Annotated in this window: 23 protein-coding genes; 10 read left to right on the forward strand and 13 right to left on the reverse strand. The window is 70.6% G+C overall.

Going from position 1 to position 21347, the window contains the following annotated elements; all coding sequences use genetic code 11:
* Positions 1 to 17: 17 nt before the first annotated feature.
* The gene (locus tag ABD708_RS08340) at positions 18 to 1772 is read left to right on the forward strand and encodes a DEAD/DEAH box helicase (RefSeq protein WP_344753237.1); all 1755 of its coding nucleotides are present in this window, start codon (positions 18 to 20) and stop codon (positions 1770 to 1772) included.
* A 19-nt stretch (positions 1773 to 1791) separates the two neighbouring features.
* Here the strand turns inward: ABD708_RS08340 and ABD708_RS08345 are convergent, their stop codons facing one another.
* From ABD708_RS08345 to ABD708_RS08360, 4 genes are read right to left on the reverse strand one after another with little or no spacing between them, the layout of a single operon-like run.
* The gene (locus ABD708_RS08345) at positions 1792 to 2667 is read right to left on the reverse strand and encodes a DUF72 domain-containing protein (RefSeq protein WP_344753239.1); all 876 of its coding nucleotides are present in this window, start codon (positions 2665 to 2667) and stop codon (positions 1792 to 1794) included.
* A 9-nt stretch (positions 2668 to 2676) separates the two neighbouring features.
* The gene (locus tag ABD708_RS08350; RefSeq protein WP_344753241.1) at positions 2677 to 3078 is read right to left on the reverse strand and encodes a type II toxin-antitoxin system VapC family toxin; all 402 of its coding nucleotides are present in this window, start codon (positions 3076 to 3078) and stop codon (positions 2677 to 2679) included.
* Positions 3079 to 3081: 3 nt separating this feature from the next.
* Positions 3082 to 3336 carry a type II toxin-antitoxin system VapB family antitoxin gene (locus ABD708_RS08355; RefSeq protein ID WP_344753243.1) on the reverse strand — a complete coding sequence of 85 codons (255 nt, stop codon included), beginning with the start codon at positions 3334 to 3336 and terminating at the stop codon, positions 3082 to 3084.
* Positions 3337 to 3388: 52 nt separating this feature from the next.
* Complete coding sequence (locus tag ABD708_RS08360) at positions 3389 to 4924, reverse strand: PucR family transcriptional regulator (protein WP_344753245.1); 1536 nt, start codon at positions 4922 to 4924, stop codon at positions 3389 to 3391.
* 93 nt (positions 4925 to 5017) lie between these two features.
* Here ABD708_RS08360 and gabT point away from each other — a divergent pair, with 93 nt between their 5' ends.
* Positions 5018 to 6382 carry a 4-aminobutyrate--2-oxoglutarate transaminase gene (gabT, locus tag ABD708_RS08365; RefSeq protein WP_344753247.1) on the forward strand — a complete coding sequence of 455 codons (1365 nt, stop codon included), beginning with the start codon at positions 5018 to 5020 and terminating at the stop codon, positions 6380 to 6382.
* Positions 6379 to 7869: an NAD-dependent succinate-semialdehyde dehydrogenase gene (locus tag ABD708_RS08370; protein WP_344753249.1), complete on the forward strand. Its 1491-nt coding sequence runs from the start codon at positions 6379 to 6381 to the stop codon at positions 7867 to 7869. The genes gabT and ABD708_RS08370 overlap by 4 nt, the downstream gene beginning before the upstream one ends.
* A 59-nt stretch (positions 7870 to 7928) precedes the next feature.
* On the opposite strand, the gene ABD708_RS08375 is transcribed toward ABD708_RS08370, so the two are convergent.
* Complete coding sequence (locus ABD708_RS08375) at positions 7929 to 9293, reverse strand: NAD-dependent succinate-semialdehyde dehydrogenase (protein ID WP_344753250.1); 1365 nt, start codon at positions 9291 to 9293, stop codon at positions 7929 to 7931.
* Positions 9294 to 9374: 81 nt separating this feature from the next.
* Between ABD708_RS08375 and ABD708_RS08380 the strand changes: the two genes are divergently transcribed.
* From ABD708_RS08380 to glgX, 3 genes are all read left to right on the forward strand, one after another.
* Positions 9375 to 9599, forward strand: a complete 225-nt coding sequence (locus tag ABD708_RS08380; RefSeq protein WP_344753252.1) for a hypothetical protein — start codon at positions 9375 to 9377, stop codon at positions 9597 to 9599.
* 102 nt (positions 9600 to 9701) lie between these two features.
* Positions 9702 to 9923 carry a hypothetical protein gene (locus tag ABD708_RS08385; protein WP_344753254.1) on the forward strand — a complete coding sequence of 74 codons (222 nt, stop codon included), beginning with the start codon at positions 9702 to 9704 and terminating at the stop codon, positions 9921 to 9923.
* A 5-nt stretch (positions 9924 to 9928) separates the two neighbouring features.
* Positions 9929 to 11965, forward strand: coding sequence for a glycogen debranching protein GlgX (gene glgX, locus ABD708_RS08390; RefSeq protein ID WP_344753256.1), 2037 nt, complete (start codon positions 9929 to 9931; stop codon positions 11963 to 11965).
* Between the two features lie 25 nt (positions 11966 to 11990).
* On the opposite strand, the gene ABD708_RS08395 is transcribed toward glgX, so the two are convergent.
* The gene (locus tag ABD708_RS08395; protein WP_344753258.1) at positions 11991 to 12587 is read right to left on the reverse strand and encodes a TetR/AcrR family transcriptional regulator; all 597 of its coding nucleotides are present in this window, start codon (positions 12585 to 12587) and stop codon (positions 11991 to 11993) included.
* 114 nt (positions 12588 to 12701) lie between these two features.
* Here ABD708_RS08395 and ABD708_RS08400 point away from each other — a divergent pair, with 114 nt between their 5' ends.
* Genes ABD708_RS08400 through ABD708_RS08410 form a run of 3 tightly spaced genes read left to right on the forward strand, consistent with a single transcriptional unit; the run spans position 12702 to position 15015 of the window.
* The gene (locus ABD708_RS08400) at positions 12702 to 13265 is read left to right on the forward strand and encodes a hypothetical protein (RefSeq protein ID WP_344753260.1); all 564 of its coding nucleotides are present in this window, start codon (positions 12702 to 12704) and stop codon (positions 13263 to 13265) included.
* Positions 13262 to 14680 (forward strand): dihydrolipoyl dehydrogenase family protein, encoded by a 1419-nt coding sequence (locus ABD708_RS08405; protein WP_344753262.1) that lies wholly within the window; start codon positions 13262 to 13264, stop codon positions 14678 to 14680. The genes ABD708_RS08400 and ABD708_RS08405 overlap by 4 nt, the downstream gene beginning before the upstream one ends.
* 26 nt (positions 14681 to 14706) lie before the next feature.
* The gene (locus tag ABD708_RS08410) at positions 14707 to 15015 is read left to right on the forward strand and encodes an EthD family reductase (protein ID WP_344753264.1); all 309 of its coding nucleotides are present in this window, start codon (positions 14707 to 14709) and stop codon (positions 15013 to 15015) included.
* A 50-nt stretch (positions 15016 to 15065) separates the two neighbouring features.
* Here the strand turns inward: ABD708_RS08410 and ABD708_RS08415 are convergent, their stop codons facing one another.
* From ABD708_RS08415 to ABD708_RS08425, 3 genes are all read right to left on the reverse strand, one after another.
* Entirely contained in the window at positions 15066 to 15551 is a 486-nt protein-coding gene (locus tag ABD708_RS08415; RefSeq protein WP_344753266.1) for a YdeI/OmpD-associated family protein, read from the reverse strand.
* A 113-nt stretch (positions 15552 to 15664) separates the two neighbouring features.
* Positions 15665 to 16528, reverse strand: coding sequence for a VOC family protein (locus ABD708_RS08420; RefSeq protein WP_344753268.1), 864 nt, complete (start codon positions 16526 to 16528; stop codon positions 15665 to 15667).
* A 17-nt stretch (positions 16529 to 16545) separates the two neighbouring features.
* On the reverse strand, positions 16546 to 17121 hold the full coding sequence (locus ABD708_RS08425) for an NADPH-dependent F420 reductase (RefSeq protein WP_344753270.1): 576 nt from the start codon (positions 17119 to 17121) through the stop codon (positions 16546 to 16548).
* 93 nt (positions 17122 to 17214) lie between these two features.
* On the opposite strand from ABD708_RS08425, the gene ABD708_RS08430 reads away from it, so the two are divergent.
* Complete coding sequence (locus ABD708_RS08430) at positions 17215 to 17745, forward strand: MarR family winged helix-turn-helix transcriptional regulator (RefSeq protein ID WP_344753272.1); 531 nt, start codon at positions 17215 to 17217, stop codon at positions 17743 to 17745.
* A gap of 9 nt (positions 17746 to 17754) precedes the next feature.
* On the opposite strand, the gene ABD708_RS08435 is transcribed toward ABD708_RS08430, so the two are convergent.
* The 4 genes from ABD708_RS08435 to ABD708_RS08450 are packed head-to-tail and all read right to left on the reverse strand — an operon-like array spanning position 17755 to position 21290.
* Positions 17755 to 18897 carry a M20 family metallopeptidase gene (locus tag ABD708_RS08435; RefSeq protein ID WP_344753274.1) on the reverse strand — a complete coding sequence of 381 codons (1143 nt, stop codon included), beginning with the start codon at positions 18895 to 18897 and terminating at the stop codon, positions 17755 to 17757.
* Complete coding sequence (locus ABD708_RS08440) at positions 18887 to 19555, reverse strand: DUF1028 domain-containing protein (RefSeq protein WP_344753276.1); 669 nt, start codon at positions 19553 to 19555, stop codon at positions 18887 to 18889. The genes ABD708_RS08435 and ABD708_RS08440 overlap by 11 nt, the downstream gene beginning before the upstream one ends.
* The gene (locus ABD708_RS08445) at positions 19552 to 19989 is read right to left on the reverse strand and encodes a RidA family protein (protein WP_344753278.1); all 438 of its coding nucleotides are present in this window, start codon (positions 19987 to 19989) and stop codon (positions 19552 to 19554) included. Before ABD708_RS08445 ends, ABD708_RS08440 begins: the two co-directional genes overlap by 4 nt.
* Entirely contained in the window at positions 19986 to 21290 is a 1305-nt protein-coding gene (locus ABD708_RS08450) for a flavin-containing monooxygenase (protein WP_344753280.1), read from the reverse strand. The genes ABD708_RS08445 and ABD708_RS08450 overlap by 4 nt, the downstream gene beginning before the upstream one ends.
* Positions 21291 to 21347: the final 57 nt, after the last annotated feature.

Below are 21347 nucleotides of genomic sequence, written 5' to 3' on the forward strand. Positions count from 1 at the left end.
ACGGCTACCGTTGAGCGATGACCGACACGGAAACCGCACAGCCCGACACCGACGATGCCGGCGCCGTGCCGAGCTTCTCCGAGCTCGGCCTCAGCGATCAGGTGCTCAAAGCACTGAAGGACGTCGGCTACGAGACCCCGTCCGCCATTCAGGCGGCGACGATCCCCCTGCTGCTCGAGGGGCGCGACGTCGTCGGCCTCGCCCAGACGGGCACGGGCAAGACGGCCGCGTTCGCGCTGCCGATCGTCTCCCGCCTCGACGTCTCGCAGAAGAATCCGCAGGCCCTCGTGCTCTCGCCCACCCGCGAGCTCGCCCTGCAGGTCTCCGAGGCGTTCGAGAGCTACATGGCGCACGTGCGCGGCGCCCATGTGCTGCCGATCTACGGCGGCCAGGGCTACGGCACGCAGCTGTCGGCGCTGCGCCGCGGGGTGCACGTCGTCGTCGGCACGCCCGGCCGCATCATGGACCACCTCGAGAAGGGCACCCTCGACCTCTCCGAGCTCAAATACCTCGTGCTCGACGAGGCCGACGAGATGCTCAAGATGGGTTTCGCCGAGGACGTCGAGACGATCCTCGCCGAGACGCCCGACGAGAAGCAGGTCGCGCTGTTCTCCGCGACGATGCCCGCGCAGATCCGGCGCATCTCGAAGACCTACCTGCACGACCCGCAGGAGGTCACGGTCAAGGCGAAGACCACCACGAGCAAGAACACGACGCAGCGCTACCTCGTGGTGTCGTACCCGCAGAAGGTCGACGCCCTCACCCGCATCCTCGAGGTCGAGAACTTCGACGGCATGATCGTGTTCGTCCGCACCAAGAACGAGACCGAGACGCTCGCCGAGAAGCTGCGCGCCCGCGGCTACACGGCCGCCGCGATCAACGGCGACGTGCCGCAGGCGCAGCGCGAGCGCACGGTCGAGCAGCTCAAGTCCGCCAAATTGGACATTTTGGTCGCGACGGATGTCGCGGCCCGCGGCCTCGACGTCGAGCGCATCAGCCACGTGGTGAACTATGACCTGCCGATCGACACCGAGTCGTATGTGCACCGCATCGGCCGCACCGGCCGGGCCGGGCGCAGCGGCGCCGCGATCAGCTTCGTGACGCCGCGCGAGCGCCGCATGCTCTCGACCATCGAGAAGGCGACCAGGCAGCCGATCACGCAGATGCAGCTGCCGACCGTCGAGGACATCAACTCGACCCGCCTCACCCGCTTCGACGACGCGATCACGACGGCGCTCGAGCAGGAGGGCCGCATCTCGGCGTTCCGCGACATCATCGCCCACTACGTGGAGCACCACGATGTGCCAGAGGCCGACGTCGCCGCCGCGCTCGCGGTGGTCGCGCAGGGCGACGAGCCCCTGCTGCTCTCGCCCGAGGACGTGCTGCGGCCGCCGGCCGAGCGCGAGGACCGGCGCGGGCGCGATCGTGACGCAGGCCGCGGCGACCGATTCGAACGATCGGATGCCTCGGGCAGGCGTGGCCGCGACCGGGGTGCGCGCTCCGGCGGTCCTCTCGCGCCCTATCGCATCGAGGTCGGCAAGCGCCAGCACGTGGAACCGCGTCAGATCGTGGGCGCTCTCGCGAACGAGGGCGGCCTCAGCCGCGACGACTTCGGGGCGATCAAGATCTTTCCGGACTTCTCGATCGTCGAGCTGCCGGCCGAGCTCGGCGCCGACACGCTGCGCCGCCTCGAGAGCACCCGCATCAGCGGCCGCCTGATCGAGCTCGCCCCCGACCAGGGCCGCAGGCCGCGCAGGCCGCGCCGCGACTGAGTCCTCACCGCCGCGAGCGTCACCACAGGGTCGTCTGCAGCGTGGTGCCTGGTGCCGGCGGCTCTCCCCCGACGAGTCGCTGGAGTTCGATGGCGTCCAACGGAGGGTGACTCGAGCCCTTGAGGCCCTTGGTGGAATCCGGGTCGTCGAAGTAGAAGAACACGTCCAGACCTTCGGCCAGCCGGTCGTGGATACGCGCGGCATGCTGCGCGAGCTGTTCCTCGCTCTGCCCATGGGGAAATCGGGCGAGCCCGTCATCGAACCGCACATAGACGAAATCGGCGGTGACGGCGTCGATCACGGGCCGACTCGTCGAGTTGGTCGCGACAGCCGCGACGCGATGGTGGCGAAGCAGTTCGAGGTAGCCCGGCTGGAGGAAGCCAGCGTTGCGCACCTCGATGCTGTGCCGCAACGGCCGATCGGGGATCGCCGCAAGCTCGCTGTCGACACTGCCGCCGTGCCGATCGATGAACTGGCGCGCCTCACCGACCGAACGTGGCAGTGAGCCGAGGAAGCCGTCGAGCACGTCGACGTCGAAGCCGAAACTCTCCGGGAACTGCCAGAGCAGTGGGCCGAGCTTCTCACCCAGCAGCAGCGGCCCAGAGGCGAGGAAGACGGCGGTCTCCTGCTCGGCGCCGCGCAGTGGGCGATCGTGAGTGATGCCCCTCCACGCCTTGACTGCGAACACGAAGTGCTCGGGTACCTGGTCGTGCCAGGCGCGGAAGTTGGACGGGGTTTTCAGGCCGCGCCACGTCGAGTTGACCTCGACGGTCGAGATCCGCGCCGCGAAGTACGCGAGCTTCTTCGTCTTCGCGAGATCGCTCGGATAGAACGGCCCGTCCCAGGCGTCCTTCTGCCACGCCGAGGTGCCGATGAGCGCCCGCGCCTCCGGCATGTTCTCACGCTAACCGCCGATGCGCGGAATGTCGGTCTGTGTGAAGTCATCTCCCTTGTAGAGCAGCGGCGCCCCGAAGGCTGACGCGAGCGCATAGGAGAAGCAGTCGCCGTAGTTCAGCCCTGCTGCGTGGCGCCCCTTGCCGAATCGCCGCCAGGCGGCGACGGCGACCGCGGCGGTCTCGCCGGTCACCGGCACGATCTCGGCACCGATCTGCTCGATCAGCAATCGCAGATCTTGGCCTGCCCCCGGGCCCTGTCGTGCTTCGACGACGACATTCGCCTCGACCAGCGTGGCCGCACTGATCACGCAGTCACCCGCGTTCGCCAGCATCACGGCCGCGAAGTGCGCGGCATCCGATTCGCCGAAGATGACGGCCGCGAGAGCCGAGGTGTCGATGGTGATCGTCATGACTCAGCTCGGCAGCCCGTGCTCGTCATACCCGATGATCTCCTCAGCAGTGCGCTCGTCAAGGATCCTCCGCTTTCTCCCCCGCTCGATGATCGCGTCGAGTTCTGCCGCCTGGGCTGCAGACCCTGCTCGGGATCTCACTCGCGCGAGCCGCTCTTCAAGCGCGATACGCGCGGCGACGGTGATCGACTCGCCTGTCGCGTCGGCGAGTTCGCGAGCCAGTCGATCGGTTTCAGGATCTTTGATGTTGAGCGCCATAGTTCAACCGTATCAGGAAGAAAGGAAGCCCAATAGGAAGAATTACTATGCCTCAGACCACCTCGAGGCTCACGAACACGGCCCACAGCTCGGCTCGATTCGGCAGCGCCGACAGCTCGCGTCCGAGTAGCCGACCGCTCTGCTCGAGGCGGGCGCGCAGGGTATGCCGGTGGATGCCGAGGGCGCGCGCCGCCCGGTCGTTCTCGCAGTCGTTCTCGAGCCACGTGCGCAGCGTGCGCACCAGTTCGGTGCCCCTCGCCCGGTCATGCTCCGTGAGCGGAGCGAGCGCCGCGCGCGCGATCTCCTGAGTGCCCCCGTGAGCAAGGCTCGCGAGCACGCCGCTGCGCGCGAGCTCGGCGAACGCCAGCACCCGGGCATCCGACTCCCCCGCGCGAGCGAGCGCCTGCCTGGCCTGCGCGAGCGCCCGCGCGAAGCCCGCGTAGGCGGTCGGCTCCGACAGTCCGGCGTGCAGCTCGTAGGCCCCCACCAGCTCGGCGACGACGTCGCCGTCGTCGGCCGGCGTGCACACCACCAGCTCGCCGTCCCATGCGAAGAACAGCGTTCCTGGGTTCTCCTTCACCTGCAGCTCGAGCGCCTCGGCGACCGCCTCGAGCCCCTCCGCCCCGACGTCGAGCACGGCGACACGCACAGGCTCGTCCGGCAGCGGTCCCCACAGCTGACGAGCGGTGTCGTCGACGAGAGCCGACTCGCCGAGACCCAGCACCTTGAGCAGCCCGGTGCGCAGCAGGCCGCGCGCCTGCGCGAGCTCGCGGTTCTGCTGCAGGGCGAGATCCGCGAGGGCGATGACGGATGCCACGACATCGCGCCCCGCCCGGTCGAGCCCTCCGTCCGCGGCGAGCGCGAGCACGCCCCGCAGGCCGCCGGTGCCCCCGACCGTCTGCAGGGTGAACCTCTGACCGGCAGCATCCACAGTGAGGCTCGCCCGCTGCCGGCGACGCAGCAGCGCGGCGGCCTCCCGCTGCAGCTCGATCCGCCCGGCATCCGTCAGCTCATCGACCGGGAAGCTGCGATCGAGCCTGCCCGCGGCGTCGAACAGACCGACCCAGCAATCGAGCTGTCGCGAGAGCTCGGCGAGGGTGGCGGAGAGGCCGTCCGGGCGCATGGCGGCCAGCGAGATCGCGCGCTGCGCGGCAGAGGCCCAATCGCTGCGGGCGTGCGCCTCCGTCGCAAGTGCGTCGGCGTTCGCCTTGATCACCGCGATGAATGGCGTACGGTAGGGCACCTCGAAGAGCGGCAGCCGCGCGGCGCGGCATGCGGTGATCAGGGAGGCCGGCGTGCCGTCGAGGTAGACCTCGGTGCCGAAGCCGATGCCGCCGACGCCATGCGCGACGAGCCGATCGACATAGGCGGCGACCTGGTCGGCATCCACCTGTCCGCCGCCGAATTGCGTGCCGGTCGTCAGCACGATCTGGCCGTCGGTCACGAAGGGCGTCGGGTCGGCGAGGTCCGAGCTGTGCAGCCACGGGATCGGCCGCTCCAGCGCGCCGCCCGGCAGCTCCGCCTCATCGCTCAGCAGGCGCAGCCCGAGGTCACGCCGGCGAAGCAGGGTGCGCAGATCGGCAGGCATCCGTCTCTCCTGTACATGCTGGCGGCAAGCGGTGGCATCACTATACGCAATGGCGAACTGCGCCCGGCGATGCGCCTGACTACCGTTGCTGTCATGACTGATCTCGCGCAGGCTGACACGGCCTCCCCTGCCACCGGCGGCCCGGACCTTCCCCAGGTCCGCAAGCTGGTCACCTCGATCCCCGGCCCGCGCTCGACCGAGCTGCTGGCGCGCAAGCAGGCCGCAGTCTCGGCGGCGGTCGGTGTGTCCGTGCCGGTCGCCGTCGTCGCGGCAGGCGGCGGCGTGGTCGTCGACGCCGACGGGAATTCGCTCATCGACCTCGGCTCGGGCATCGCCGTGACGAGCGTCGGCAACGCCAACCCGCGCGTGGCCGCTGCGGTCAGCGCGCAGGTCGCGGCGTTCACCCACACCTGCTTCATGATCGCGCCGTACGAGCCGTACGTCGAGGTCGCCGAGGCGCTCAACCGGCTGACCCCCGGCGATCACGAGAAGCGCACGGCCCTGTTCAACTCGGGCGCCGAGGCGGTCGAGAACGCGGTGAAGATCGCCCGCAGCTACACCGGCCGGCAGGCCGTCGTCGCCTTCGACCACGCGTACCACGGCCGCACCAATCTGACGATGGCGCTGACGGCGAAGAGCATGCCTTACAAGTCGGGCTTCGGCCCCTTCGCGCCCGAGGTCTACCGCGCCCCCATGTCCTACCCCTACCGCGATGGACTCAGCGGCCCGGAAGCCGCCAAGAACGCCATCTCGCTGATCGAGAAGCAGGTGGGCGCTGCGAACCTCGCCGCGATCCTGATCGAGCCGATCCAGGGCGAGGGCGGCTTTATCGTGCCCGCTCCCGGATTCCTGCCCGCGCTCGCCGAGTGGGCGGCGGCGAACGGCGTCGTCTTCATCGCCGACGAGGTGCAGACCGGATTCGCCCGCACGGGCCGGCTGTTCGCGAGCGAGCACGAGGGCATCGTGCCCGATCTCATCACGACCGCGAAGGGCATCGCGGGCGGCCTGCCGCTCTCGGCCGTCACGGGGCGCGCCGAGATCATGGACTCCCCGCAGGTAGGCGGACTCGGCGGCACCTACGGCGGCAACCCGCTCGCGTGCGCCGCGGCGCTCGCGGCGATCGACGCCTATGAGCAGGACGGGCTGGTCGAGCGCGCCGGCAGGATCGGCGAGATCATCGCGGAGTGGGCGGATGCCGCACGTGCCGCCGACCCGCGCATCGGCGACGTCCGCGGCCGGGGCGCGATGATGGCGATCGAGCTCGTCGACCCCGCGACCGGAGAGCCGGATGCCGCACTCCCCAGCCGCATCGTGAAGTACGCCTACGAGCACGGGGTGATCGTGCTCACGGCCGGCACTTACGGCAACATCATCCGTTTCCTGCCGCCCCTGTCGATCGGCGACGAGCTGCTCGCCGAAGGTCTCCAGGTCGTGCGCGACGCGCTGGCCGCATCGTGACCGTCGTCGACGCGCGGCCGGAGTCGCTGGCCGCGGCGGCGCTCACGGCGGTGCCGCGCGATCTTTTCATCGGCGGGCGCTGGGTCGCGGCCGAGGGCGGCCGCACCTTCCCCGTGCTCGATCCCGCCACGGGCGAGGTTCTCGCCGAGGTCGCCGACGCCTCCCCCGCCGACGGCCTGGCGGCGCTCACCGCGGCCGCCGCCGCGCAGGAGGCTTGGGCGCAGACCCCGGCGCGCGTGCGCTCGACCCTGCTGCGCGACGCCTTCGACCTCGTGCAGCAGCGCCGCCACGAGCTGGCGGCGATCATGACCGCCGAGATGGGCAAGCCGCTCGCCGAGGCGCGCGGCGAGGTCGCCTATGGCGGCGAGTTCCTGCGGTGGTTCGCCGACGAGGCGGTGCGCATCAGCGGCCGCTATGGGGCGAACCCCGAGGGCACGGGCCGCATGATCGTGACGCACCGCCCGGTGGGGCCGGCCCTGCTCATCACACCGTGGAACTTCCCCCTCGCGATGGCGACGCGCAAGATCGCGCCCGCTCTCGCGGCCGGCTGCACCGTGGTGCTGAAGCCCGCGGAGGCGACCCCGCTCACCGCGCTGTACTTCGCGCGCCTGCTCGAGGAGATCGGGCTGCCGGCCGGCGTCGTCAACGTCGTGCCCACCCTGAGCGCGGGCGCCGTGTGCGCGCCGCTCATCGCCGACCGCCGGCTGCGGAAGCTGTCGTTCACCGGATCGACCGGCGTCGGCCGCACCCTGCTGCGGCAGGCGGCCGACAATGTGCTGCGCACGTCGATGGAGCTCGGCGGCAACGCGCCGTTCCTCGTCTTCGAGGACGCCGACCTCGACGCCGCCGTCGACGGCGCGATGCTCGCCAAGTTCCGCAACGGCGGGCAGGCGTGCACGGCGGCCAACCGCTTCCTCGTGCACGAGGCTGTCGCCGCCGAGTTCACCGCGCGGCTCACCGACAGGGTGCGCGCGCTGCGCGTGGGCCCTGGCGACGCCGACGGCACCGACGTCGGCCCGCTCATCGACGACCGCGCGGTCGCGAAGGTCGAGGCACTCGTCGCCGACGCCGTCGCGCACGGCGCCGAGGTCGCGGTCGGCGGCGCCCGCGGCGACGGCCCGGGCACGTTCTGGCAGCCGACCGTGCTGACGAACGTCGCCCCCGGCAGCCGCATCCTGAGCGAGGAGGTGTTCGGGCCCGTGGCCGCGATCACGACTTTCGCGAGCGAGGACGAGGCGGTGAGCCGGGCGAACGACACTGAGTTCGGGCTGGCGGCCTACGCCTACACCCGCGACCTCGCGCGGGCCCAGCGCCTGCTCGAGCGGCTGGAGACCGGGATGCTCGGGGTGAATGCCGGCATCGTCTCGAACGCCGCCGCGCCGTTCGGCGGCATCAAGCAGTCCGGGCTCGGCCGCGAGGGCGGCGTCGAGGGCATCGCCGAGTACCTCGACACGAGCTACGCCCTCACCGCGGACCCCGCGGCCTGAACCACGAACCGCCGACCCCGCGACCTCTGCCAGGCGGGGCCGGCGGCGACCATGGGGCGTCAGCCGACGCGGATGAGCTTCTTGTTGACGAACTCGTCCGCGCCGAAGCGCCCGAGCTCGCGGCCGAAGCCGGAGCGCTTCACCCCGCCGAAGGGCAGCTCGGGGCTGTCCGCGCCGACGAGGTTCACGTAGACCATGCCGACGTCGAGGCGGTCGGCGACGCGGTTGGCCTGCTCGGCATCCGTCGTGAAGACGTACGAGCCGAGGCCGAACGGGGTGTCGTTGGCGATCCGCACCGCGTCGTCCTCGTCCGCAGCGCGGTAGACGACGGCGACAGGGCCGAAGAACTCCTCGCGGTACGCGTCGTTGTCGGGCGTGACACCCGTGAGCACCGTCGGCGTGAAGAATCGGCCGTCGCGACTGCCGGCGAGGGCGACGGTCGCGCCCTGCGCCACGGCCCGCTGCACCTGGTCGTCGAGCCGGTCGGCCGCCGCCTCCGACGAGAGCGGGCCGATGACCGTGCCCTCCGCGGTCGGATCGGCGGGCTGCACCGCGGCGAGCGCCGTCGTGAATTTGTCGAGGAACGCGTCGTAGAGCCCGTCGGCGACGACGAACCGCTTCGCCGCGTTGCAGGACTGCCCCGTGTTGTCGAGGCGCCCGGCGACCGCCGCCTCGACGGCGCCGTCGAGGTCGTCGGTCGAGAGCAGGATGAACGGGTCCGAACCGCCGAGCTCGAGCACGACCTTCTTGAGGTGCTTCCCCGCGAGCGCCGCGACCGCCGAGCCGGCGCGCTCGGAGCCGGTGAGCGAGACGCCGCGCACACGCGGATCGGCGATCACGGTCTCGATCTGCTCATTGGTGGCGTAGATGTTCGTGTAGGCGCCGTCCACGACGCCGGCGTCCACGAAGATCTGCTCGATGATCGCGGCGGATTCCGGGCACTGCGGCGCGTGCTTGAGCAGGATCGTGTTGCCGATCACCAGGTTCGGCCCGGCGAAGCGGGCGACCTGATACGCCGGGAAGTTCCACGGCATGATGCCGAGCAGCGGCCCGAACGACGCCTTGCGCACGAGCGCCGTGCCTTCCCCGCCGAGCAGCTCGATGGGCTCGTCGGCGAGCAGCGCCTCCGCGCGCTCCGCATAGAAGTCGTAGATATCGGCAGAGAACTCGACCTCGGCGACGGCCTGGTCGAGTGGCTTGCCCATCTCGCGCGTGATGGCCGCGGCGAGCTCCTGCGCGCGCTCGCGGTGCAACTCGGCGACGCGGTGGATGACGGCCCCGCGCTCGGCGACCGGCACGAGCGACCAGTGCGCATGCGCGGCGGTGACGCGCGCGAGCGCACCCTCGAGCCCCTCCTGCGTGATCTCGGAGTAGGACTCCACAAGAGTCCCGGTGACCGGATCGGTGACGGCATACATGCTCACTGCGCTGACCTTCCCACGTTCTGAAGCGATGGCTTCCCCCAAGTCTGGCCCTCAGGCAGGCAAGCCGCGAGCGGGCATCCGATGTCCGCAGGTGAACGGATGCCGCACCCCGGGTACCTCGTCGACATGAGCGACGAGCTGAACGACGACAAGCACAACACGCAGGGCGTGCCGAGCGAGGACGGCTCGAGCGACGCCGACACCGCGAGCGGCGGCGCGCCCGACGAGAACCGCCACAAGGACGTCGACCCCGACACGGGCACCGACGAGAACGACGCCCCGGTCGAGAACCCTTCGGGCGGCTAGCTGACATCCGCTCGGATTGTCAACGGCTGGCCGATCACAGGCGTCTCGACGTATCTTCAGGATCGGCACGGGGGCGTGTCTGAGATGAGAAGGGGCAGGCTCATGGGCACTCAGGCGGTGTACCGCACAGATGCGGGAACATGGCAGGTCGAGAAGCAGAGCGATGCGGTCTACCGCGTGAGCGGCGCAGGGGGAAGCACAGGCTTCGTCGAGCGCGTCGGCGGCGTCTGGGTCGCGCTCGAGGGCGCCCGACTCGACCGCTGCGTCGAGGTGGGGCAGTCGGTGACCTTCGACCGGGCGGCAGCCCTGCTCATGCACGGCTGACCGGCGTGGGCGCCACTCGACGCACGGCACCGTACCCGCTCGGCGTCCGGCTCATCGCCGACGGCGCGGAGGTCGCCGTCTACAGCGAGACGGCCGAGCGGGTGTTCGTCTGCGTCTTCGACGACGGGAAGGAGACGCGCACGGAGCTCGATGACCGCACAGGGCACGTCTTCCACGGCTTCGTCCCCGGCATGCGGCCGGGCACGCGCTACGGCCTGCGGGTCGCGGGCCCGTGGGATCCCGCCGCCGGCCTGCGCTTCAACGAGGCGAAGGTGCTGCTCGACCCCTACGCGACCGCGACCACCGGGTCATACGAGTGGGGCCAGGCGCTGTTCTCCCACGATCTCTCCGACGTGTTCCAGCGCGACGACACCGACGGCGCGGGCAGCGCCGTGCTCGGCGTCGTGACCGATCCGCGCTCGTTCGACTGGGGCGACGACCGGCCGCCTCGCACCCCGCTCGCCGAGACCGTCGTGTACGAGATGCACGTGAAGGGCTTCACGAAGACGATGCCCGGCGTGCCGGATGAGCTGCGCGGCACGTATGCCGGCCTCGCCCACCCCGCGGCGATCGACTACCTGCGCGAGCTGGGCGTCACGGCGGTCGAGCTGCTGCCGGTGCACCGCTTCGTGCACGACTCCCATCTGCTCGACAAGGGACTCACCAACTACTGGGGCTACAACACGCTCGCGTTCCTCGCGCCGCACCCCGACTATGCGGCCGCCGCCGACCCGCTCGAGCAGGTGGACGAGTTCCGCGCCATGGTCGCCGCACTGCACCGCGCCGGCATCGAGGTGATCCTCGACGTCGTCTACAACCACACGGCCGAAGGCAATGAGCGCGGCCCGACGCTCAGCCTCAAGGGCATCGACAACCCCTCGTACTACCGCCTCGTCGACGACGACGCGGCGCACTACTACGACACGACCGGCACGGGCAACAGTCTCAATGTGGGGCATCCGGCCGCCCTCGCCCTCATCATGGACTCGCTGCGCTACTGGGTGACCGAGATGCACGTCGACGGCTTCCGCTTCGACCTCGCGACCACGCTCACCCGGCAGGCGGGCGACGCGGACGTGCATAGCGCGTTCCTGACGCTGATCCATCAGGACCCGACGCTCGCACCGGTCAAGATGATCGCGGAGCCGTGGGATCTCGCGGGCTATCAGGTGGGCGGATTCCCCGCAGACTGGTCCGAGTGGAACGGGCGGTTCCGTGACGACGTGCGCGATTTCTGGCGCGGCGAGGCGGGCATGCTCGGCACCTTCGCGCAGCGGGTGCTCGGCAGCCCCGACGTCTACGAGGCATCCCGGCGCTCCCCGCTCTCGAGCGTCAATTTCGTGACCGCCCATGACGGCTTCACCCTGGCCGATCTGACCAGCTACGAGCACAAGCACAACGAGGCGAACGGTGAAGGCGGTGCGGACGGGGAATCCGATAACCGCTCCGCCAACTACGGCGTCGAGGGTCCGAGCGACGACCCCGCGGTCGTGGAGGTGCGGACGCGGCAGCGGAAGAACTTCCTCGCGACCGTGCTGCTGTCGGCCGGGGTGCCGATGGTGCTCGGCGGCGACGAGCGCGGCCGGACGCAGCGCGGCAACAACAACGCGTACTGCCAGGACAACGAGATCTCCTGGTTCGACTGGGAGCACGGCGATGGCGAGCTGCAGGCGTTCACGCGGCAGCTGATCGCGCTGCGTCTGGCAGAGCCTGCGCTGCGACCCGACTGGTACCGGTATGCGACGGATTCCGGCAGCCCGCGCACCGTGGACATCCGGCGCGCCGACGCCCGGCGGTTCACCGAGCACGACTGGCACGAGCCGGCTCATCGGGCGGCGGTCTTCGTGCTCGGGCACACCGGCTTCGACACCTTCGCGTTCCTCGTCAACGCGGCCGAGAACGGCGTCGAGTTCGCGCTGCCGCGTCCGCGGCGGAAGGCGTGGCAGCTCGAGCTGAGCAGCGACGCGGGGCTCACCGGCGGCATCGGCCGGCGCCTCACGCTCGCGCCGCGGTCGATGGCGCTGCTGCGCTCGCCGCGGTGACCTCTGGCCGCGGCCCGCTCCGCGATCAGGCGCGCGCGCTGCTGACAACCGAGGTGAAGACCGCGTCCAGCACCTCAGCGACCTTCTCCGGCACGCCCAGGTAGCCGTTCACCATCGCGCCGTCGCGCAGCAGCATGAGCTGACTCGCCACGGTGTCGACGTCGCCGACCCCGGCGTCCGCCGCGATGGCGGCGAACTCCCCCAGCATCCAGCTGCGGTGGGCGTCGACGGCCGACCGCACCGGGTCCTGCGGATCGGCGTACTCGGCGGCCGCGTTGATGAAGGGGCAGCCGCGGAAGCCCGGGCTGCAGCTCGCCGCGCCGATGTCCGTGGCGAGGGCGTGCAGGGCTGCGAGGGGGTCGCGCTCGGCGCGCGCACCGGTCATCCACGCGCGCTCGGCCGCCGCCTGGCGCTCGAGGTACGCGATGACGAGATCGCTCTTCGCCCGGAAGTGCCGGTAGAAGGTGACCTTCGTGATGCCGACGTCCTCGATGATGCGGTCGGCGCTCGTCGCACGGATGCCCTGGGCGTAGAAGCGCTCGGTGGCCGCATCGAGAATGCGCTCGCGGGTGGACGAGCCGGCGCGCGTCGATGGCGCTGTCGCGGTCGTGTCGTCGTTCATCTTCTGCCTTCGGTTCTCGGCGGCGGCTTGCGTTCTCCGCATCGATCAGCTTATGGTGCTCGATGTAGACGTACTAGTAACTCTACATCGATTCTCACGGACAAGGGACTCTTCATGACCGACACCGCCGCACCCTCGACGCCCACCCTGGGCACCGCGCTCCGGCGCCTCTACTTCACCCGCTTCGCCTTCGCGATCGTCTGGGCTCTCGTGCTGTTCGCGACCTCCTCGCTGACCGGCCCGGTGCTCACCGTGCTGCTCGTGCTCTACCCGCTCGTCGACGCCGCCGCGGTCGCCTGGCAGTTGCGCGCAGAGGGCAGCAGCGCCTCCCCCCGCATCGCCGAGTGGATCAACGTCGTCACGAGCGTCGCGGCGGCGATCGCGCTCGGAATCGCCTCGGCCTCTTCCATCGGCGCCGTGCTCGCCGTCTGGGGCATCTGGGCCGTCGTCTCCGGTGCGATGCAGCTCGTCACGGCCCTGCTGCGCCGCCGCGCGGGCGGCCAGGTCCCCCTCGTCATCAGCGGTGCCATCTCCGTGCTCGCCGGTTTCTCGTTCGCCCTGCAGGGACTGCGCGGGGCGACCAGCGCCACGAGCGTCGGCGGCTATGCCATCCTCGGCGGCATCTTCTTCCTGATCTCCGCGATCCGCCTCAGCATCCTGCTGCGGAGGAAGGCGTGAACGCCGAAGCGGTCGACTACGACCTCATCGTCATCGGCGCAGGGCCCGTCGGCGAGAATGTCGCGGACTACGCGGCCCGCCGCGGCATCCGTGTCGCCGTCGTGGAATCCGAGCTGGTCGGCGGCGAGTGCTCCTACTGGGCGTGCATGCCGTCGAAGGCGTTGCTGCGCAGCGGCCACGCGCTGCGCGCGGCCCAGCGCGTCGCGGGCGCCGACGCCGCGGTCACGGGGTCGCTCGACGCCGCCGCGGTCCTCACCCGGCGCACGGCGTTCACGAGCGACTGGACGGACGCGGATCAGGTCGCATGGCTCGACTCCGCCGGCATCGATCTCATCCGCGGCCGCGGCAGGCTCGCCGGGCCGCGGCGCATCGCCGTCGACGACCGCGTCTACGCCGCGCGCGCCGTGGCGATCGCGACCGGCTCCGTGCCCGTGCTGCCGCCGATCCCGGGTCTCGCCGAGGCGGCACCCTGGGGCACGCGAGAGGCGACCTCAGCCGATCACGTGCCCGCACGGCTCGCGGTCATCGGCGGCGGTGTGGCCGGCACCGAGCTCGCCTTCGCGTTCGCCTCTCTCGGCTCCCGTGTCACGCTCCTGTCACGCGGCGCGCTGCTCGACCGCGAGGAGCCCTTCGTCGGCGAGCATGTCGCAACGGCCGCCGCCGCACAAGGGATCGACGTGCGCACAGGGGCCGTCGTCGCGCGGGCCGACCGCGCGGGCGATGGCGCGGTGCGCATCACTCTCGCCGATGGCGGCGAGGTCGTGACCGACGAGGTGCTCGTCGCAACCGGCCGCCGCCCCAACATCGGCGACCTCGGTCTCGAGACCGTCGGGCTGGCCGCAACGAATGCGATCGACGTCGACGAGACGATGCTCGTGCCCGGCACCGACTGGCTCTATGCCGTCGGCGACGCCAACGGCCGCGCCCTGTTCACCCACCAGGGCAAGTACCAGGCCCGCGCGGCGGGCGAGGCGATCGCCGCGCGATTGTCGGGCACACCCGTCGAGGCCGGACGCTGGGGCGCCCACGCTGCGACGGCGGACCACGTCGCGGTGCCGCACGTCGTCTTCACCGACCCCGAGGTCGCGAGCGTCGGGCTGACGGAGGCGCAGGCTCGCGAGCGCGGCGTCGACGTCCGCGCCGTCGAGTACGACCTCGGCTGGGTCGCCGGCGCGAAGCTGCACGCCGACGGCTACGCCGGCAGAGCGAAGCTCGTCGTCGACGAGACCCGCAGGGTCGTTGTGTGCGCCACCTTCGTCGGTCAGGATGTGGCCGAGCTCCTCCATTCGGCGACGATCGCGATCGTCGGCGAAGTCCCCGTCGAACGGCTCTGGCACGCCGTTCCCGCCTACCCGACCATCAGCGAGATCTGGCTGCGACTGCTCGAGAGCTACGGGCGGCCGGAGCCCAAGTAACACCACGAACGAGAGGAATCACCACCATGCCCACCAAGATCGAGATCATCATCGACAACCTCGAGAGCCCCGCCGATTTCGAGGCGGCCCTGCCCGGCATCCTCGAAAAGGCTCGCGCGCTGCCCGGGCTGCGCAGCCTCGAGTCGAGCCGCGTCTGGCCGAAGGAGGACGGCACCCCGACGCCGGCCTTCCGCACGCTGTCACTGCTGTTCGACGGCTACGACGAGGCCTCGGCGGCGACGGCCGGCGCCGAGGGCGGTGCGTTCTTCGGCGCCGTCATCGCCGCCACCGGCGGCAAGATCACGGGTCTCTTCCTCGACGTCGAGACCGCGTAGCCCACCGCACGACGGAGGGGCCGGATTCCTCAGGAATCCGCCCCTCCGTCTCAGCGTTTCTTGCCCGCGCGGAAGAGCGCGACCGTCTTCTCGATGCGCCGCCGCCTGGTCTCCGCCGTCTTCGCCTCGTTGATGCTGTCAACGTGGTAGCGCTGCAGGCTGTTCGCCAGCGCGGCGAAGAACTCCGCCGTCGCGGGCTCCGCACCGAGCGCCGCGGCGAAGTCATCGGGCACGGCAACCTCGCGCGGGGCATCCGCCACCGTCACCCGGACGTGCACGTCGTCGCCGCCTGCGATGCCGGTCTCCTTCCGGATCGCGGCGCTGATGCCGATCATCGCCCGGCCGCCCATCACGCCCACCGTGCTGCGATACTCATAGCCGTTCAGGTCGATGATCACAGCGGGGCGCCTGCCCGCGCCGAGTCGCTCGATCACGTCGTCGGGCACCACGATGCCCGTGTTGTTGCCTGTGAGAACGACGGTCGTGTCGAACTCCGCCGTCGCGGACTGTGAGCTGGATCCGTCATCATGGGGCACCAGCCAAGTGGACACCGAGCCGTCGGCGAGCGCAAGAGAGCGGCAGGACACGTCGTTCGTCGCCCGGCCACTTCGCGGGCGAGCCCTCGCGCTGGACGCGGTCGGGCGCCGACTCACTCGGTCGGCGCCGCCTGCACCCGCAGCACGTTCGCCCAGGGGTCCTCGAACGCGATCGTCCGCCCGTCGTCGGCGAGCGGGGTTCCGTAGTGCCGCATCCGCTCGGCGAGCGCGCCGAGGTCGTCGGCGGCCGGCACGAGGATGTCGATCTGGCCGAGCCCGAGCGTGCGGGCGCGACGGCCGGCGCCGGCGCTGTTCCACACGTTCATCGCCATGTGGTGGTGGTAGCCGCCTGCGGAGACGAACAGGGCGCCGCGCAGATCCAGCGTCGCGTCGAATCCGAGGCGATCGACATAGAAGGCGCGCGCGGTCTGCACGTCGCCGACACTGAGGTGCACGTGGCCGACGTGCGCGTCGCCGATGACGGGCTCGGCGACGGCGGCTTCGCTGAGGTGCTCCTGAAGGAAGCGGTTCGGGTCGAGGTGAAGCGTGTCCATCTCGACCTGTCCGTGGGTCCAGGACCACGCGGTGCGGTCGCGGTCCCAGTACAGCTCGACGCCGTTGCCCTCAGGGTCGGTGAAGTAGAACGCCTTGCTCACGAGGTGGTCGGCACTGCCGGTGAATGTTCCCGGCGCGTAGCGGGCGACCGAGTAGACGGCCGCCGCGAGGGATGCCTCCGACTCGAAGACGATCGCGGTGTGGAATAGGCCGGCCTCGTGCGGGGCCGCATGCCTGAGCTCCGGCGCGTGCTCGAGGACGACGACCGATGTCTCGCCGCGGCCGAGCACGGCGGTCGCGCCGTCATGCGCGAGCAGGCGCAGCGGAACGGCCTGGGTGTAGTAGCGGATCATGCCGTCGAGGTCGGCCACCCGCAGGGTGACAGTGCCCATCGCGGTGTCCGCGGCGAGACGATCGGTCATCGTGTGCACCCGTCCGCTCAGCGCACGACGGCGAAGCCGGCGTTCCAGCCGAGCTGTTCCCCGACGGCGAGCGTCAGCTGCAGGAATCCGATCGCCTCGAGCTCGTGGGCGCGAGCGAGGGAACCGGCGTCGACGGCAGCCAGACCGCCTGCGGTGACGGCGGCGATGACGGATGCCTTGGCTTCTGCATCATCGCCCGCGACGAGGACGGTGGTGGTCTCGGCCCCGACCGTGCCCGAGGCGAGCGTCGCCGCGAAGTTGGTGTTGAACGCCTTCAGCACCTTCGCGTCAGGGAGCGCCTTCTGCAACTCGGCGGCGGCCGACGAGCCCTCGGGCACCACAAGAGAGTCGAAGGTCTCGAAGTTCAGCGGGTTGGTGATGTCGACGACGGTCTTGCCCGCAAGCTGCGCGCCGTAGTTCGCGGCGATCGTGCCGAGCGCCGCGTAGGGCACGGCGAGGATCACGAGGTCGCCCTCGATCTGCGCCTCGGTCTCAGCGCTGCGGATGTGCTGGATCGAGGCGCCGCCGCGCGCGAGCACGCCCGCGATCGCCTGCCCCATGTTGCCGCTGCCGAAGATGGTGATGGTGCTCATGTCCTGCTCCTTCGAGGTTCTGGAATTGCTTGTAGATGCAACCAAATATCGGAAACAAGGTTGAAGCAACAACTATTCCGTAGGATTCTGGGTATGCCGAGATCGAGGTCGTTCACCCCCGAGGAGCGCAGCACCTGGGTGCCGCTCGTGGCCGTGCTCGAGCTGCTGCCCAAGCAACTCGACGCCCAGCTGCAGGCCGACGAGGCGCTCACCCACTTCGACTACTTCGTCCTCACGATGCTCACTCTCACCGAGGGCCACACGCGGCGCATGAGCGCGCTCGCCTCAGCCTCGAACTCGACGCTGCCGCGCCTGTCCCACGTCGTCGCCCGCCTCGAGCAGCGCGGCTATGTTCAGCGGCAGACCGCGCCCGACGACGCCCGCGCGACCGATGTCGTGCTGACCAACGACGGCCACCGCAAAGTCCTGTACGCGACGCCGGGGCACGTCGAGAACGTGCGCCGCTACGTGCTGGACGCGCTCACCCCCGAGCAGTCCGCCCAGCTGCGCGAGATCGCGCAGGCGATCCTGCGGCGCCTCGACCCCGAGGCGAAGATGCTGGCCACCGCGGCGGGCGACGCGGTGCCCGGCCTGCGCGACGCGAGCCGGAATCACCGGCCATAGCCGCAGCGCCTATGTGCGGAACACGTCGACGGCGGTCCAGGCAAGAGCTGTGGCGGCGTCGATGACCATCGCCTCGGCCCCGGGCCCGATGCACGCGGCCGCGAACTCCGGCTGATGGTTGGAGGCGGTCGTCGGGCCGACGCCGACGTAGGGATGGATGGCCGGGACGAGCTGCGAGACATTGCCCATGTCGGTGGATGCCCGCCGCATCGGCATGTCCTCGCCGTCCGGTACAAAGACGCGCCCCAGAGCGGTCGCGTTCGCGACGTAGGCAGCGAGCGCCGCGCCGTCCGTGCGGAACTCGGAATACGGTTTGCTCTCCGGCGTGATCGTGAGCCTCGTACCGCTCGCGATGGCGCCCGCTTCGAAGCAGCGCCGCACCCGTTCCTCAAGCGCGGCAAGCTCGGCGAGATTCTCTGCTCGCACGTACCAGCGCCCCTCCGTGCGAGCGGGAATCGCATTCGGGGCCTCCCCGCCGACCGTCTGGATGCCGTGCACGCGCGTGCCGGCGGGAAGCTGCTGGCGCAGCAGTCCGATGGCGACCTGCGCGATGACGAAGGCGTCGTTCGCGTTGACTCCGCGATCGGGGTAGGTCCCGGCATGCGCGCTCACCCCGTCGTAAGCGATGTGCGAGTGCGCGACGGCGAATGGCTGCGCCTCGGCGACGTCGCGCGGGGCCGGGTGGGCCATCATCGCGAGGTCGAGCCCGGCGAAGGCGCCCCGCTCGAGCATCTCGATCTTCCCGCCGCCGCCTTCCTCTGCGGGCGTGCCGTAGAGCTCGACGGTGAGATCGAGCTCGTCCGCGACAGCGCCGAGAGCGCGCGCCGCGCCGACCGAGGACGCCGCGATGAGGTTGTGCCCGCACGCGTGGCCGAGGCCGGGCAGCGCGTCGTATTCGGCGACCAGCCCGACCCGGCGTGCTCCGCGTCCGCTCGTCGCGTGCACCGCAGTGGGGAGCCCGAAAGCGCCGACCGTGACGTCGAAGCCCGCTGCCGTGAGCTCCTCCCCCAACCATGCGGCGGCCCGGTGCTCCTGCCAACCGGTCTCGGGGTGCGCGTGGATGCGCTCCGAGAGCGCGATCAAGCGTGCGCGATCGCGGGCGATCCGCTCCTGGACGGCTGCCTTCAGAGCCGGGACGGCGTCAACGGTCATCGCCCGGGACCCCGTAGCCCGGGGAGCGCGCAGGGTCCTCGCCGCGCAGGATGTAGTCGTCGCGTTGCGGCAGCCACACCGCGAGCAGTTCCTCCAGCTCGGCGAGGGGGTCGTCACTCCAGTCGACCCGCAGGTCGGTGGTGCGCCAGCGATGGCCGCTGACCACGGTGAGCGCGGCGCTGTGCACGGGGCCCGCCTCGCCGCCCTCCGCGATCGCGGCGCGCAAGGCCGCCAGAAGCCGCGTCTCAGGCTCGCCTGAGGCATGCTGCCACGCCTCCACCAGCCGACGCGGCACGTCGGGGGTCGCCAGCATGTTGCCGGCGGCCGCGGCGCCCGGCGCCCGATGCTCACCCACGATGCCGAGCGCATGGGGGCCGGAGTGTATCGCGGTGCGGCCTTCGGCGTCGACCGCGATCAGCTGCCGGTACGGCGCGGTGGCATCGGTGCCGACGACGCGGTCGATCGCCTCCGCCGCGGAGGCGCCGCCTTCCAGCAGGTCGAGCAGCCGGACGCCCAGCCGCGGATCCGTGATGTTCTGGGAGTGGACGGCTCCGACTCCGTCGCGCAAGTGGACGCAGCGCGCGCCCACAGCCGGCGAGGAGGAGCAGATGACCGAGCCGAAGACGTCCCCGTCGCGGACGGCGAGAGAGAAGGTCATACGGATGCCTCGGCCGGGGAGCCCTGCGGAAGCACGGCGGTTGCATCGATCTCGACCAGCCACTCCGGCCGGGCGAGAGCGGAGACCACGAGGCCCGTGGAGACCGGGAAGACGCCCTTCAGCCACTTCCCCATGGTGCGGTAGACGGTCTCGCGGTAGCGGATGTCGACCAGGTAGACGACGACCTTGACGATGTCCTCGAGGCTGCCGCCGGCCTCCTCGACGAGCATCTTGATGTTGGCCATCGCCTTCTCGGTCTGCGCCTCGATGTCGCCGATGCCGACGCTCTCTCGGGTTTCGAGGTCCTGCCCGATCTGCCCGCGGATGTAGACCACGCCGTTCGCGACGACGGCCTGGCACAGGTCGTTGTCGAGATTCTGCTCGGGGTAGGTGTCCCTGGTATTGAAGGGGCGGATGCGCGTGTGGTGGGTCATGACTCGACGGCTCCTACGGAAAGGGTCTGAGGGGTGGAAGAGACGACAGGGGATGCATCGCCGTCGTAGGCGAAGTAGCCGCGCTGGATGGCGATCTGATCGGCGACATAGCGGGCGTCGTGCCAGACGCCCCAGATGAAGCTCGAGCCTCGCCGGGACAGCCACGGCAGACCCAGGAAGTACACGCCGGGCTCCGCCGCGACACCGCGCTGGTGCCGCGGGCGCCCGAGCTCGTCGAAAGTGTCGACCTTGAGCCAGGAGAAGTCCGTCGCGAAGCCCGTCGCCCACACGATCGAGGTGACTCCGGCTGCAGCGAGATCCAACTCGAGGATCGGGTTCGTCACGGATTCCGGGGCGGGGCCGAAGACCCGGGCCTCGGGCTCTTCGGGGAGATCGAGTCCGTTCCGGGCGATGTAGGCGTCGGCCTCGTCGAGCACCGACAGATAGTTGGCGTCACCCGCGGCGATGTTCGCAGCGAGGTCCGGGTTGAAGCGCACGACACCGTCGGCGAAGCCGGCAGTGCGGCCGACGAGCGTGATGCCCTCCTCAGCCAGCTCCCGGAAGTCGATCGTGCGGCCGCCGTCGGCCCCGCTGACGGCGATGGTCACATGCTCGGCGCCCGCTCCGGGCGTTGCGAGGTCCCATTTGCCGAGGACGCCGAGCCACCACACATTGTCCCGGCCGCGATAGCGACGCGGGGGCCGGTCGTGGGGGCCGACGGAGAGGTAGACCTGCCGACCGGATCGCTGCAACTCGGCGGCGATCTGCACGCCGGAGGAGCCCGCACCGACGACGAGCACGGCGCCGGCCGGCAGTTGCTCCGGATTGCGGTAGCCCGAGGAGTGCAGCTGGGTGAGCACGGGATTCGCGGGGATGATCGGCGGGATGACGGGCTTCTGGAAGGCACCGGTCGCCGCGACCACGTAGCGGGCGTCGAAGGCGCCCTCGCTCGTCACGACGCGAAAGCCGGGCTTGCCCTCGTTCTTGGTCACCGAGGTCACCTCGACGCCGCAGCGAATCGGCGCCGCGATCTTCTCCGCATAGGCGGCGAAGTAGTCCGCGACCTGGTCTTTCGGCACGAAAGCGTCTGGATCGGCATCGAACTCGAGGCCCGGGAAGCGGTCGTGCCATGCCGGCCCGTTGGCGACCAGGGAGTCCCAGCGCTCCGAGCGCCAGCGTTCGGCGATGCGCCCCCGCTCCAGCACCAGGTGAGGAATACCGCGAGCACTCAGGTGCTCGCTCGCCGCCACCCCGGCCTGACCCGCACCGACGACGAGCACCTCGATCTCCTGATCAGGCATCCCCAACCTCCACTGAACTGAACATAGGACTCGGCACATCCAGGCCCATGGCCCGGC

Origin of the sequence: Gryllotalpicola koreensis, assembly GCF_039538185.1 — a bacterium.
Lineage (GTDB): Bacteria > Actinomycetota > Actinomycetes > Actinomycetales > Microbacteriaceae > Gryllotalpicola > Gryllotalpicola koreensis.

Bases quoted from the DNA above. Each gene is read 5' to 3' on its own strand.
- ABD708_RS08340 (WP_344753237.1), top strand. From the start codon at position 18: ATGACCGACACGGAAACCGCACAGCCCGACACCGACGATGCCGGCGCC.
- ABD708_RS08350 (WP_344753241.1), bottom strand. From the start codon at position 3,078: ATGACGATCACCATCGACACCTCGGCTCTCGCGGCCGTCATCTTCGGC.
- ABD708_RS08420 (WP_344753268.1), bottom strand. From the start codon at position 16,528: ATGACCGATCGTCTCGCCGCGGACACCGCGATGGGCACTGTCACCCTG.
- ABD708_RS08385 (WP_344753254.1), top strand. From the start codon at position 9,702: ATGGGCACTCAGGCGGTGTACCGCACAGATGCGGGAACATGGCAGGTC.
- ABD708_RS08445 (WP_344753278.1), bottom strand. From the start codon at position 19,989: ATGACCCACCACACGCGCATCCGCCCCTTCAATACCAGGGACACCTAC.
- ABD708_RS08440 (WP_344753276.1), bottom strand. From the start codon at position 19,555: ATGACCTTCTCTCTCGCCGTCCGCGACGGGGACGTCTTCGGCTCGGTC.
- ABD708_RS08395 (WP_344753258.1), bottom strand. From the start codon at position 12,587: ATGAACGACGACACGACCGCGACAGCGCCATCGACGCGCGCCGGCTCG.
- ABD708_RS08360 (WP_344753245.1), bottom strand. From the start codon at position 4,924: ATGCCTGCCGATCTGCGCACCCTGCTTCGCCGGCGTGACCTCGGGCTG.
- ABD708_RS08355 (WP_344753243.1), bottom strand. From the start codon at position 3,336: ATGGCGCTCAACATCAAAGATCCTGAAACCGATCGACTGGCTCGCGAA.
- ABD708_RS08345 (WP_344753239.1), bottom strand. From the start codon at position 2,667: ATGCCGGAGGCGCGGGCGCTCATCGGCACCTCGGCGTGGCAGAAGGAC.
- ABD708_RS08450 (WP_344753280.1), bottom strand. From the start codon at position 21,290: ATGCCTGATCAGGAGATCGAGGTGCTCGTCGTCGGTGCGGGTCAGGCC.
- ABD708_RS08435 (WP_344753274.1), bottom strand. From the start codon at position 18,897: ATGACCGTTGACGCCGTCCCGGCTCTGAAGGCAGCCGTCCAGGAGCGG.
- ABD708_RS08430 (WP_344753272.1), top strand. From the start codon at position 17,215: ATGCCGAGATCGAGGTCGTTCACCCCCGAGGAGCGCAGCACCTGGGTG.
- gabT (WP_344753247.1), top strand. From the start codon at position 5,018: ATGACTGATCTCGCGCAGGCTGACACGGCCTCCCCTGCCACCGGCGGC.
- ABD708_RS08410 (WP_344753264.1), top strand. From the start codon at position 14,707: ATGCCCACCAAGATCGAGATCATCATCGACAACCTCGAGAGCCCCGCC.
- ABD708_RS08380 (WP_344753252.1), top strand. From the start codon at position 9,375: ATGTCCGCAGGTGAACGGATGCCGCACCCCGGGTACCTCGTCGACATG.
- ABD708_RS08425 (WP_344753270.1), bottom strand. From the start codon at position 17,121: ATGAGCACCATCACCATCTTCGGCAGCGGCAACATGGGGCAGGCGATC.
- ABD708_RS08400 (WP_344753260.1), top strand. From the start codon at position 12,702: ATGACCGACACCGCCGCACCCTCGACGCCCACCCTGGGCACCGCGCTC.